The sequence below is a fragment of the Brevibacillus fulvus genome (assembly GCF_016908525.1).
Classification (GTDB): domain Bacteria; phylum Bacillota; class Bacilli; order Brevibacillales; family Brevibacillaceae; genus Brevibacillus_G; species Brevibacillus_G fulvus.
The window spans coordinates 534,200-546,881 of the sequence record NZ_JAFBEB010000001.1 but is presented as its reverse complement, the minus strand read 5'-3'; the positions used below and the strand labels follow the sequence as shown (position 1 = coordinate 546,881).

The window sequence follows — 12,682 nt, the reverse complement described above, 5'->3', positions numbered from 1 at the left end:
TCTCCTTTTGCTTGTATGTTAAGATACAAATGAGATCACGGCGTTGGCGCTGCCGGATGATTGGCCATACCCCCAGAATTCCGCCTTTTGATTCGGTTCCAGTACGCCGAGCAGCGCGGCCAAATGGCGACCGCCCGATTCCACGCTGGAGATGCGGGCATACTGGGTCAGCATTTCACGGGCGGCGGACAAATCCAATTTCATCAAATATTCAATAAATTGATTGTCCATCGCCTGTTCCGACAAGGTGGGCATGTGATGGCGACCGCGCACCAGATTATGCGATAGCGCGCCGCTGCTGATAAACACTGTTCGTTTTTCGCTTTGACGCAATACTTGGCCGATCACTTTGCCCCATTGCCACGATTCTTCCAGACTGGCGGACCAGCAAACAGACAAACTGATCACCGGGATGTCCCCGTCAGGGGTCAAGTAGCGCAGCGGAACGACTGTACCGTAATCCCAAATATAAGTCGGATCATCAAACCCGACGACGGGCAGCCCCGCCTCTACGCCTGCTTTCACCAGTTGGTTGGCCAGTTGTTCATCCCCAGGATAGTCATAGGCCACATCAGAAATCAGATCAGGGGCTTCCACCGATGTCAAAATCCCGCGATGATGCGGAGTCGCGTCCACATAATGGTGAAACGTGCCGGGAAAGTGGCAAGACATCAGAACAATCGCTTCCGTTTGCATCTCGTGGATGCGATCCCTCATCTTCTTCATGCCTTTGACCAGCTCCTGTTGAAAATCCGGCACTTTCTCCTCGTAACACATGCTTGGCACATGAGCGGCCAGCAACGCCATATTCAGCGGCATAAACATCCTCCCCTCGCTGGAAATGTAAGCACTTACAATCATTATCTTACGGATTGCGAATCGGCCAAACTATATCGGTGTTTCTCTATACGGAACGAGTGGGAATTTTTTTGCTTTTTTGCGGAATAGGCAAAGAAAAAAGCTTTACTCCTTCATCAGGAATAAAGCTTTGTTGCAATTACTGCCAAGCAGGGCTTGCCATTTATTAGAGGAACATCATTCAATCGTCAGCAGCTCGCGGACATCTTGCTCGGTCAAGGCGGACAATGCTTCTTCGCCAGATTGGATCACCTGGCTGATCAACGACTTTTTCTTCTGCTGCAGTTCATACATTTTTTCCTCCACGGTCCCTTGGGCGACAAGACGAATGATTTGCACGACTTTCTTCTGGCCGATGCGATGGGCGCGGTCCTCTGCCTGCTGTTCGACCGCGGGATTCCACCACAAGTCGTACAGCACGACGGTATCGGCGCCGGTCAAATTCAATCCGGTGCCGCCAGCTTTGAGCGAGATCAGGAACAGATCGCGCTCCCCCTCATTGAAGCGGGCACACAATTCGACCCGCTCGGCTGCTGGCGTGCTCCCATCCAGATAGAAAAACGGGAGCCCCCGGTAACCGAGTTCACGGCTGATGAGCCCAAGCATTTCCGTAAACTGCGAAAAGACAAGCAAGCGCCTGCCTGCGCGGCGACTGTCTTCAATCAGTTCCAGCAGTTGTTCGAGTTTTGCCGAACTTCCGGTGTAATCCTCAACGAACAAGGCGGGATGGCAACAAAGCTGGCGCAAGCGGGTTAAACCAGCCAATATCCTTATCCGATTGGCGTGGAAGTTGTCTTCGTCCAAATGTTTTAAGGTTTCCTGGCGCAGTTTGGCCAAATAGGCCGCATACAGTTTCTTTTGCTCCGGCAGCAGCTGAGACATTTGCAGCGTCTCAATCTTTTCCGGAAGCTCCTGAAGCACATCGCTCTTTAATCGCCGCAGCAAAAACGGGCGGGCGCGTTTGGCGATCGTCTCCCGCGGCAAGTCGGCAAACGCTTTGCGTTCGGGAAACAAGCCGGGAAATACGGCATCAAAAAGCGCCCATAACTCCTCCAATGAATTTTCAATCGGCGTACCGGTCAGAGCGAATTTGTACTCCGCCCGAAGTGACTTCACCGCCCGCGCCGTTTGGGTCGTATAATTCTTAAACGCCTGGGCCTCATCCAGTATCAAGGTATGAAACGAAAGTCCGCTGTAACGGGCGATATCCCGGCGTAACAACGGATAGGAGACAATCACCGCGTCAGCCTGTTCCGCTTCCTGTAAAGTCTTGGTGCGCTCGGTTTTACTGCCGTCCGCAATCACCGCTTTGATGTCGGGCGCGAATTTGCGCAGTTCGTTGCGCCAGTTATACATAAGCGAGGCCGGTGTGACGATCAGGGCGGGCTGTTTCCTTGCCCTGATCTCCGGCAAGACAGAAACGAGAAAGGCGATGCTTTGCAGCGTCTTGCCCAGTCCCATGTCATCGGCGAGGATGCCGCCAAATCGGTAATAGGCCAGCGTCTTCATCCATTGGTAGCCAAATTGCTGGTAATCTCGCAACACAGGGGTCAATGCCTCCGGGATGGGAAAAGCATGCTGCTGCGGATTGCGCAACTGTTCCAGCAGCTGTCGGATCGACTGTCCCAGGCGGACGACATTTCCGCCGCCGGTGTTGGTTCCCTCCAGCAAATGCAGAGCGCGCGCGATCGGGAGCCGGAAATGCGAACCGATTGCTTCCCCTTTCGGCAGGCCTGCTTCGTTGAGAAAACGGATCATATCTTGAAACTCGTCTGTCTCCAGCGGAAGCAGCGCACCGTCCTGCAACCGGTGATACTTGCGTTTTTCCGCCAACGAACGGATGACATGGCGAATTTCCGCTTCGGGAATCCCGTCAAGCTGAAAGCGGAACTCCAGCCAGTTCGTTCGTTCATCAAGGTCCACGGAAAGGTGCGGGACCGGATTGCCGGGAATGAGTCTTGCCTTCACCGCGGTCGTGGCATAAATTTTCGCCAGCTTTTCCAACTGGGGCACGACATGGTATAAAAAGTCGTACTCCCTCTCCTCATTTTGCAGGAAATAGCTGCCTTCCGTCTTGGTAAACCCGGCTGTTTCCAGCAGCTCCTGGATGCGGGCTTCCTTTTCCCCCTCGCGCAGAAGAATCCGCTTTTCTCCTCGCCGGGCACCTTCCCCCTGAAGCGGGTCAATCACAATATCGCCATATTGAAACTCCAGTCCGACGAGCAAGCGGTCGTGAACCCGATCCAAATAAATCCGGGCTTCCAGCGGGGATTGAACGATTCGTTCCGAGACAGCTTGGGCGATGCGAACGTCACCCAGTGTCATCAGTCCGGGAACGACCCGTTCCATGAAAGGTTCCATTTGTCCCGGCGGAATGCGGATTTGTTGCGTTTCGGCAGTTCGCAAAATTTGTTGCAGCTCGATCAGCCGCTTCGCTTGATCGGCATGCAGCCTGAAGCACTGTCCTTGCGACAGGGCCAATCCGTATGCTTCCAGAATCACGCTGTCATTCAAGCCGCGGATGTCGAGACGAAAGGCTTCTTCTCCCTCTGTCTGGTCAAATTCGAACGCAAGCGGGAGCGAATCCGCGCGGTAATCAATCCCGTCGTAGGTGCGTTCACCATACTGCAGCTTGGCTAAAGGAGCTTTTGCCAGCTTGGACGCAAGCGTTTCCCAAGCGTAAGGTGGAATTGGCATCGTTCGCGTATCGTCCACTTCTCCGGTATAAAGAGCGCCCGCCGCTTCCCGCTGCAATTTTTCGTTGCGGCGGATTTCGATCAGTTGGACGAAAATCGCCTCATCGCTGGCGTTGAAGCAATGCTGGGCCGGATCATACGTAAAATGCCGCGAAAAAGCGTACTCTTCCCCGCGTTCAAAATGGCGCAGAAACGCTCGAATGTCCGGCACAACATAGCGCTTGTCGCCCCCAACTCTCAGCTCGATGCCAAGCAAATGTTTGCGCGGGCCGAACAAATAGGGCGCAACGAGAAATTCCACTGTAAGCGGCGTCCGGCTTTCAAGAAGAGCGCGAGTACCGTTGACGGGACGCTGTCGGTATTGGAACAGGTCGAGCACACGGTTGACCAGTTGCAGTTCAGCCGCGCGCACGGCCTCAGGACGGCTTATTTCCGTTTCCGCAAGCGGCGGTTCGCCCATCTTCTCTTCCAGATGCTGCACACTGCGAATCTGCTGCAGCGTCGCGGCAACATGCTTGCAATATTTAGCGAATGAAAAATGGACCGAGCAAGAGCATTGCGCCGCGATCCGTCCGTCACGCTGAATTTCCACGGTAACCCGGCAACTGCCGTGATCCTTGACGTCCGCTTCGTAAATCAGGCGCTCCACATCAGTTTCCATGAGCGAGAGTTTCACTTTTCCTGCACGGCGGTATGCCTCGCCCTTCTGATAGGAACTTTGGCCGCACAGCGATTTGATCGTCCGTTCGGTTAGCTGAAAGCTCATGGCGGTTCTCCCTCTGCGAAATTTGTTCGTCTCGTCTAAGTCTACTTACCTACCCTACATGATCTTCATAGGAAAGATCAACTCCGTTTTACAAGATCCGTTTCGCGTTTCCGTCTCTTCTGTTGCCGTCTGCTGTTAAGGCGTACGAAAAATCGCAGGTATGGATGGGGAAGCGAATCGCTTGCTTGCCACTATTTATTACATAGACTTAACATAGTTATGAAACGTTCTCTCTCATTGAAAATTCTTTTGACAGATACCGAAAAGTACCATAAAATACGGATAGATAGGTTTTGAAAACGCTTACAGGAGGTAATCCGCATGATTATTTTCCGAAACTATGCGCTTTCTGAAAAAGACGACTATCGCCTCAATGTTCTTGTCTGGATTCATAGTAAAAATTACGCCAAACCGATTCGCGATCCGAAAAATGGTGTTGTCGGCTGGAAAATTTATCAGTAAAAAACAAAGACTGGGGATCGCGTATTAAAGCGTTCCCCAGTCTTTGTTTTGTCGGATCAAAGAGCCATCAATTCGACATTGAATGGCTTAAAAACAAAATACCCTGGCGACATGCTGCTGCCGAGGGTACTCTTTTTTTATTATCTTGACTCGCCGACTGCCGCGTATACCGGAGATGGTTCCTGTTCACACACGGGCAAACGAATGCTAAACACCGTTCCGCAGTTGACGATGCTTCGTACATGCAGCGATCCGCCGTGGTCCTGAATAATCTTCTGGCAGATCGACAAGCCTAATCCGGTTCCCGACTCTTTCGTCGTATAGAACGGATCAAAGATTTTGCTTAACACTTCTTCCGCGATCCCGCATCCAGTGTCTTCTATTTCGATCAAAATGTCTTTGTCTGCAAGAATGGTGCGAATAGAAACTTCTCCGGGGGCCTCCATCGCTTCAAAGGCATTGCGGATCAAGTTTAACAAAACTTGCACGATTTTATCGCGATCCATTAACAGCAAGCTGTCGCTTAGCGGTGTCTCCAGCACAATGTTATGACCTCTGGCCAACGCCTCTGATTCCGTCAAGGAAAGGACGCGCCGAATACAGTCAACGATCGGTTCCGGCTTGAGGTTGCTGATGTGCGGTTTGGAAAATTGCAAGAACTCGGCGGTCAATTCGTTCATCCGCATAATTTCTTCCATAATCACATCAAACCAGGGCTTTATGTTGTAATTGCTTTTCGCGGAAATTTGCAAAAAGCCTTTGATGGTTGTCAAAGGGTTGCGAATCTCGTGCGCCATCCCGGCCGCTAGCTCCCCGACCACCTTCAGTTTTTCCGAACGGAATAATTCCTCTTCCCGCTTGAGCCAAACCGCGCGTTTATGCTGAAACAATCTTTCTTCCGCAGTGGAGATGATCGCCTCTTTTGTCAGTGATTCTTCCGGATATTGCGCGATCCCGAAAGTGACTTCAAAGCCCAACCGTTTGGAGAGCAACAAGTTCTCCATTTTTTCCTTGCCTTGTCCAGCCGGCAGGAGCAACGCAAACTGGTCTCCGGCATAACGGGCGATGCCGTAAGCGTTGGGAAAATGTTTTTTCAGGACAAGCGCGATTTGTGCCAATGTTTCGTTTCCGGTCTGGATACTTTTATTATTGACCGACTTATAATTTTGCAAATCAAGCAATACGAGCAAAAATCTGGTTTGTTTGCGAATCAGCGATTGGATGCAATCGATATAACCGTCGTAGTTTAACAAGCCTGTCAGCGGATCGAGGATGACCAGCAGATCGTTTTCTGTCAGCAGACGGCTTTTTTCCAATTCCACGCGATAAATATACTGGACGATCAAAGCAAAAAGCATAATACTGATCAGATCGTATAGGGTAACGAGGAGAGTGTATTCGCTAAGGGGACTGTAGCTGAGACGGATTGCCGTATACAGCGACAAATATAACAAAGCGGTCAGCATCACCTTCAGATAATGCTGTTTCTCTCTCAACGAGAATACAAGTAAAATATAATACAGAATCATCGCCCAATTTAACTGAAGCGACCAATGAAAATATACCAAAGCAAGCAAACGTACTTTATATAAAAGGGGGAATCTCTTTTCAAACAAAAAACTGAACGCAAACAAACCGGCGGAACAGAGCAGCGATACCAAATTGCTCGCTGATCCCAATACCAGGGAAGAGATGACGAGGATGACGCAAAGCGATGGAACACATATGTTTCGAATCGATTTCAATACCATACACTCCCGCCCACAGCCTATGTTGGAAAGTTTTTTCCTTTTTCATTATACTGAATGGATTTCTTGTTTTTTGTCGACTTTTGCCAGAAGAGAATTTTTTTTCGTTCAACAACGTTGTTTTACAAGCGCGGCGGGCTTCGACATCGCTATGTCCTCAACTTCTCACCCTGCGTAATGGTCATTCCCATCTTCGTTTCCATACGCTTGTTCCACATCGGCAGCAGAACCGTTTGGCAGATTTGCCACGCTGAATGGTTCGATCTGCAACTCTTCCTGGATGCGCTGCAGATCATCATCCGTCAAAGCGGTAAAGCTCCCCATGTCGCCGTCTCCGTCGGTATCCACTTTGGTGATAATCCGCGGATACGCCTGCGGATTTGCCTGGTTGACCAACAGCTGGTAATGACCAAGCCGTTGTGAGGTAAACTCGCCGACGATCTGTTTGAATGTCTCCGACTCTGCGGCAATCTCTCTGATCCATGCTTTGTTTTGCTGATCGAGCACAATAATACGCATTGACCTATCCCCTGTCTGCTTCGTTCTCTTTTGACCCGTTTGTAGTTTGCCTTAGGAAACAGCGCTTTTATACTTGACTTTTTCATTGCATTCTAAAAAGCTCGCAGATGGGTACATTAATCTTTGCAGGCAACAGAAAGGAGCTGAATGGGATGGATAAGAATTTGCTATTTGAGCGAGTCAAAACGGCAATTCATTCTTCTACCAAAACTCCGAAATACATGGCGGTTTCCACCGTACGGCTCGCTTCGGTGTTCGATGTTTCCCCTGCTGAAATCGAACAAGGCTTGAATGAATTGGTGCAAGAAGGAAAACTGCAAAGAGGAACAGCCGAACAGCGGCCAAGCGTTACCGTCTATATGCTGCCTGCATGACCAAAGCCTTTCGCCGGCGGGCGGGGGCTTTTTTTCTACTGAATGAAAAAATCCCCCGCGATACCGCAGGGGATTTTTTGGCCGTTATTTATTGCCTACCAGCTCCGCGACGAGTTCGTAGGAGCGCAACCGTGCCTGATGATCATAAATCTGGGCCGTAATCATCAGTTCATCGGCTTGTGTTTCATCCAAAAACGTTTGCAGTTGCTTTTCAACTGTGGCCGGACTTCCGACAAACATGTAGCGCAGTTGCTGATGCACCGCAACCCGTTCAAATTCATTCCAAATCTCATCCATGCTGTCCACCGGTGGTCGTAGCTGACCAGGACGGCCGCGAACGAGATTGAGGAATTGCTGCTGCATAGAAGTCGCCAGACGTTGCGCTTCTTCATCGGTATCCGCCGCGACCACATTGGCGCAAACCATGGCATAAGGTTGGGCCAGCACTTCCGATGGCCGGAAGCTGTTGCGATACAATTCCAGAGCAGCCAGCATATGATTCGGGGCGAAGTGGCTGGCAAAAGCAAATGGCAAGCCTAGTTGAGCGGCCAACTGAGCGCTAAAGCCGCTCGAACCCAGCAACCAGATCGGAATACGTAATCCTTCGCCGGGAATTGCCCGCACCGGCATCGTTTCCGGATTAACAGGCGGATTTAAGTAGTAACGCAGTTCCTCGACAAGTTCGGGAAAATCATCGGCGCGTCCGTTCAGATCGCGACGCAATGCACGGGCTGTAACTTGATCTGTCCCCGGAGCCCGCCCCAGTCCAAGATCAATACGTCCCGGATAGAGGGATTCCAACGTCCCAAATTGTTCGGCGATCACCAGCGGAGCATGGTTGGGCAGCATGATCCCCCCGGAACCGACGCGAATTTTGGTCGTGCCCCCGGCGATATAACCGATAACAACCGATGTTGCCGAACTGGCAATCCCGGTCATATTGTGATGTTCAGCCAACCAGTAGCGATGGAAGCCCCATTTTTCCGCATGTTGGGCCAAATCCAGACTGTTGCGCAAAGCAGCAGCAGGTGTGGCTCCTTCCACAACGGGCGCCAGATCGAGTACCGATAACGGAATATCGCGAAGTTGTTTATTGGTTTGCCTGGACATACTGTGTCCTCCTTACGAAAGAAATGCATGGAATGATTGGTTCAAATCAATTTGAACATATCTTTATCATACTACATGTTTTCCCCTGCATTGACACTTTGCGGCAGCGTCACAGCATCTTCTTCATAAGAGATCAGATTGCGCCCGTGTTGTTTTGAACGAAGCAACAAGTTATCCGCCTTGACATAGTTCTTTTCCACCGGATCGGCGTTGTTGGCGTTTCGATAGGAAAGTCCAAACGAAGCGCTGTAAGTAATGTCTACGATATTTTCGCCAAACTCCACCCTTATGATACTGCGCTCGATTTCCTGCCGAATCTGTTCAACCAGCGCGACGCATGCTTCAAAGGAGCGATTGCGAAGAAAGATGGTGAACTCTTCTCCCCCGGAGCGAATCAGGACGTCTTCCTTGTCGAGAAGCGCCTGGATCGTTTTTGCAAAATGGATAATCACCTGATCGCCGACCAAATGATTATACCGATCATTGATTTTTTTAAAACGATCAATATCCGTTACAACAACGCCTACCGCTTCCCGTTTTTGATTTAATTCCAGCATTTGTTTTTCCATATAAGCGCGGTTGAAGACACCGGTCAAATAATCGGTGTAAGCCATTTGTTCAAACTTGTCCCGTTCCATTTTGTGTTGCATGTTTTGCATGCTTTGCAAAAATGTGCTGCCAATGAGATAGGTCAGCATGAACAGGCCGATCAGCATAACCCAGTTTTGCTCCAACAGGAAATGCAGCAGCAAGCCGTTGATAAAGGTTGTTTTCACAATATCGGAAAGGTCCCTTTTTCGATATATGGCTACCGCATCATCCCAAGCGCGAATCTGTTTATCCCAATACAAGCTGATAATCAGAAATGAGTCCGACAAAAACGTGTTGAGGCAAACAAGCACGAACAAAGAAATCCAGTGATACCAGGGAAAATCAAAAAACGGCTGCAAAAATGCCAGATAGATTGCGTAGGCAATCGTATTTTGCAGGACAAAGGAACCGACATTGTAAAAATAATCAATTCCTTCTTCCGGATCTGCGGTGCGCGTATATTTTTTGTAGGGGTCCCGCCAACATTTTAACGAAAATATACGCTAAGCCCTCAATTATGTGCGGCTTGGCGTTTTTTCTTACTCTAAGCTGGTCCGGGACTATCACCCGGACCAACCTTTCATTCAATGTCCTGTTCTTTAAGCGGACGCAATGAATTAAGAGAAGTATTCTGCCTTAAATTGAACTTGTATTCTCCTAAGAAATTGATATGCTCCCATCCAAGTGGTGAAATATGCTTTAGTAGATCTTCCTGAAGCTTACCTTGCTTTTTGCGATGTTCTGATGCTTGCTGGAGATAGACGGTATTCCAAACGCTAATAGCATTAATGATGATGTTCAATGCGCTGGCTCGCTGGAGCTGATCCTGTAGAGCGCGTTCTCGCAGTTCTCCATGTTTGCCGAAAAAGATCGCCCTGGCCAATGCATTCATGGCTTCCCCTTTGTTCAATCCCCGATGGATTCTTCGCCGTAGCGCTTCACTTGAAAGATAATCCAGGATGAAGATTGTTTTTTCGATTCTACCCATTTCCCGGAGTGCGGTAGCCAAACTATTTTGTCTTGCATAGGAGCCGATTTTCCCCATAATGAGTGATGCCGAAACCGTTCCTTCCCGGATGGAGTGAGCCAGTCGGAGAACATCGTCATAGTTTTCCTGAATGATTTTTGTGTTGATCTGACCTCGCAGCAGCTTCTCCAGTTTAGGGAAGTCGGCAGGCTTCCCAATTGTGTACAGTTTGGAGTCAGCCAAGTCGCGTAAGCGCGGCGCAAAGCGAAATCCGAGCAAATGTGTTAAACCAAAGACTTGATCGGTGTAACCGGCTGTATCGGTATAATGCTCCTCAATGGTCAGATCCGTTTCATGATGCAGCAATCCATCAATGACATGTACGGCATCCCGAGCGTTCGTATTGATGACTTTCGTGTAGAACGTAGAAAATTGATCGCTCACGAACCGATAAATCGTAGCGCCTTTCCCGGTACCGTAGTGAGGATTCGAATCTGCATGAAGCGCCGAAACACCGATCTGGACGCGCATTCCATCGGATGATGAGGTGGTACCGTCTCCCCAGTATGAGGGCAGCGCCAGCTTATGATGGAAATTAACAAGAACGGCCTGCGCTTTATTCATCGCGTTTTCGTACAGCCGCCATTGCGCTGCATTAGCCATCTGCCGATATGAAATGCTCGGCGTGGCTTCAGCCATTTTCGTAAGTCCAATGTTCGTTCCCATTGCCATAATGGTAGCCATAAGAATTTTCGTTTCTTCCTCGTTCGGAGTGCGGTTACTGGAGGCGTGAATAAACTGTTCATGAAAATTCGTCCAGTTGGCTACTTCCATGAGCAGATCCGTTAGTTTGATTCGTGGAAGAAGTTCGTAAAGGGAAAGACTGAAATTCCGAGATTCGTCCGGAACATCTTTCTCCAATCTTTCAATGTGCAATTTCCCGTTCTCCAAATTCACGCCGTCCAGCTCGTCGATATGTTCGGAAACCCAGTTTAATCTTTGAAGAAGCGATTCAGTCCGTTCTTCAAGATAATTTTTTGCCGAAAGGCTGACGGCAAGCTTTGTAGCATTTGGATCGATGCCATTCCAGTCTTCTTTCGGCACAAGGTATTCCTCGAAATCTTTATGCTGACGGCTCCCGACAATGGAAACGTCACCAGAACGAACGTAATTGCGCAGTTCTGTCAGAACGGCCATTTCGTAATAATGCCGGTTGATCGTTCCGTCATCATCGTAGACGTGCTTTTGCCAACGGTTTGAAACGAAATTTAGCGGTGCGCCTTCCGGAACTTTTCGCTTCCCGGTTTCATTCATATCCCGGATGATATCAACCGCCTTCATTAACGGTTCCGCCGACTTAGTTGAGTGAAATTCCAACGATTTTAACAGCGTTGGCGTATACTTCCGGAGCGCATAGAATTTCTTTTCCAATAAGTCTAAATAGTCATAATCTACGGGCCGCGCCAGCCGCTTGGCTTCCTCCACGGATTCGATGAGCTGATCCCACGGCATAACGGCTTCAAGCGCAACAAATGGGTCAACACCTTCACTACGAGCTTTGATCAGAGCCGCCCCAAGATCGGCAAAGTGAACAACCTTTTCGTTGATCGATTTACCGTTTTGCTTTTGAATTTCTTCTTGGGCTTTTCTCCCTTTCGAGAGCAGTATCATGATCTGCCGGTCATGAATCTCGAAAGCCAGGTCTGTCAAATCCTGAATCAGCTCCAGTAGGCACGCTACTAAAATCGCGTACTTTTTTGGATCATCAAAGCGACGGAAGGAGTGAGGTTCGTAGCGTGAACCAATTTTAGAAAGTTGCCGCAGCCGGTTCGGATGAATGCCTTTTGTATCGACTTGTAGCTGCAAGTCACGTATGAATTCGAGTTTTTCAATAACCTTCAAAAAAGAATCCGGAGAGCTGGTACCGGGAATTTCCCTTAACCATGCCAAGTAGGTTTTGCTGCTTTCCGGCATTATGGTCAAGATTCGATCCAGCTTAGCAATCTGTATTTCTGTAAGCGAGCTACTGAGCAGCCTGAATATTTTTTCTTCTGTTCGTTTGCGAGTCTCCCAAACTGCTCTTTCAATCGTGGCCATTGAAGGAAGTATGATTTTACGCTTGCGTAACTCTTCGAGTGCGAGTTGAATCAAGTGTAGAGGATTACCGTTCGCCATTGCATGGTTAAAAAGATGCTTGCACAGGGAACGATACTCACTCAAGGTAAACGTCTGGAAGCCATATTCCTTCCTGATTTCCTCCAAATGCTCGTATTTCGTGGCTTCTCGTTCGCCGTAAGATGCAAAAGACTCCAAATCGGCGTTGATTTGTTTAGCGATATAACGAAGGACTTGAATTGGTACTTCTTTTACGTCAGAGAGCGTCCAGCCGAGATAGCGAAGTACGCACAGCTGCACGGCAAAGCCGAGTCGATTATAATCTCTTCGCCGCTGCTGAATGATTTCAAGGTCATGCTGGGTAAATGTGAAATAGGTGCCCAATTCCCATTCGCCGAGATTAGGCGGTATTTGCAAATATTGCAGCCGTTCCTCCGGAGTTAGCAATTCCCTTACTCTCGCGTACATCGTTCTCA

9 protein-coding genes are annotated in these 12,682 nt (G+C 49.2%); 2 read left to right on the top strand and 7 right to left on the bottom strand.

Annotation, left to right across the window (positions count from 1 at the left end; all coding sequences use genetic code 11):
* Positions 1–18 precede the first annotated feature (18 nt).
* Positions 19–819 carry a DODA-type extradiol aromatic ring-opening family dioxygenase gene (locus tag JOD01_RS02695; RefSeq protein WP_204516660.1) on the bottom strand — a complete coding sequence of 267 codons (801 nt, stop codon included), beginning with the start codon at positions 817–819 and terminating at the stop codon, positions 19–21.
* A gap of 216 nt (positions 820–1,035) precedes the next feature.
* The gene (locus tag JOD01_RS02690; RefSeq protein ID WP_204516659.1) at positions 1,036–4,320 is read right to left on the bottom strand and encodes a DEAD/DEAH box helicase; all 3,285 of its coding nucleotides are present in this window, start codon (positions 4,318–4,320) and stop codon (positions 1,036–1,038) included.
* Positions 4,321–4,641: 321 nt separating this feature from the next.
* Here JOD01_RS02690 and JOD01_RS02685 point away from each other — a divergent pair, with 321 nt between their 5' ends.
* Positions 4,642–4,782: a hypothetical protein gene (locus JOD01_RS02685; RefSeq protein ID WP_204516658.1), complete on the top strand. Its 141-nt coding sequence runs from the start codon at positions 4,642–4,644 to the stop codon at positions 4,780–4,782.
* A gap of 140 nt (positions 4,783–4,922) precedes the next feature.
* Here JOD01_RS02685 and JOD01_RS02680 read toward each other — a convergent pair whose 3' ends face one another.
* Positions 4,923–6,533, bottom strand: a complete 1,611-nt coding sequence (locus tag JOD01_RS02680) for a sensor histidine kinase (RefSeq protein WP_204516657.1) — start codon at positions 6,531–6,533, stop codon at positions 4,923–4,925.
* 162 nt (positions 6,534–6,695) lie between these two features.
* A complete protein-coding gene (locus JOD01_RS02675) occupies positions 6,696–7,049 on the bottom strand; it encodes a hypothetical protein (protein ID WP_204516656.1) in 354 nt (117 codons plus the stop codon).
* Positions 7,050–7,201: 152 nt separating this feature from the next.
* Between JOD01_RS02675 and JOD01_RS02670 the strand changes: the two genes are divergently transcribed.
* The gene (locus tag JOD01_RS02670; RefSeq protein ID WP_204516655.1) at positions 7,202–7,423 is read left to right on the top strand and encodes a helix-turn-helix domain-containing protein; all 222 of its coding nucleotides are present in this window, start codon (positions 7,202–7,204) and stop codon (positions 7,421–7,423) included.
* Positions 7,424–7,507: 84 nt separating this feature from the next.
* On the opposite strand, the gene JOD01_RS02665 is transcribed toward JOD01_RS02670, so the two are convergent.
* The 3 genes from JOD01_RS02665 to JOD01_RS02655 form a co-directional block, all read right to left on the bottom strand.
* Positions 7,508–8,533, bottom strand: coding sequence for an LLM class flavin-dependent oxidoreductase (locus JOD01_RS02665; RefSeq protein WP_204516654.1), 1,026 nt, complete (start codon positions 8,531–8,533; stop codon positions 7,508–7,510).
* Between the two features lie 71 nt (positions 8,534–8,604).
* Positions 8,605–9,309 (bottom strand): diguanylate cyclase, encoded by a 705-nt coding sequence (locus JOD01_RS02660; protein WP_204516653.1) that lies wholly within the window; start codon positions 9,307–9,309, stop codon positions 8,605–8,607.
* A 395-nt stretch (positions 9,310–9,704) separates the two neighbouring features.
* The gene (locus JOD01_RS02655) at positions 9,705–12,674 is read right to left on the bottom strand and encodes a Tn3 family transposase (RefSeq protein ID WP_071977830.1); all 2,970 of its coding nucleotides are present in this window, start codon (positions 12,672–12,674) and stop codon (positions 9,705–9,707) included.
* Positions 12,675–12,682: the final 8 nt, after the last annotated feature.

Excerpts from the sequence above, each read along its gene's own strand:
- JOD01_RS02675 (WP_204516656.1), bottom strand. The coding sequence starts at position 7,049 with ATGCGTATTATTGTGCTCGATCAGCAAAACAAAGCATGGATCAGAGAG.
- JOD01_RS02655 (WP_071977830.1), bottom strand. The coding sequence starts at position 12,674 with ATGTACGCGAGAGTAAGGGAATTGCTAACTCCGGAGGAACGGCTGCAA.
- JOD01_RS02665 (WP_204516654.1), bottom strand. The coding sequence starts at position 8,533 with ATGTCCAGGCAAACCAATAAACAACTTCGCGATATTCCGTTATCGGTA.
- JOD01_RS02690 (WP_204516659.1), bottom strand. The coding sequence starts at position 4,320 with ATGAGCTTTCAGCTAACCGAACGGACGATCAAATCGCTGTGCGGCCAA.
- JOD01_RS02670 (WP_204516655.1), top strand. The coding sequence starts at position 7,202 with ATGGATAAGAATTTGCTATTTGAGCGAGTCAAAACGGCAATTCATTCT.
- JOD01_RS02680 (WP_204516657.1), bottom strand. The coding sequence starts at position 6,533 with ATGGTATTGAAATCGATTCGAAACATATGTGTTCCATCGCTTTGCGTC.
- JOD01_RS02695 (WP_204516660.1), bottom strand. The coding sequence starts at position 819 with ATGCCGCTGAATATGGCGTTGCTGGCCGCTCATGTGCCAAGCATGTGT.
- JOD01_RS02685 (WP_204516658.1), top strand. The coding sequence starts at position 4,642 with ATGATTATTTTCCGAAACTATGCGCTTTCTGAAAAAGACGACTATCGC.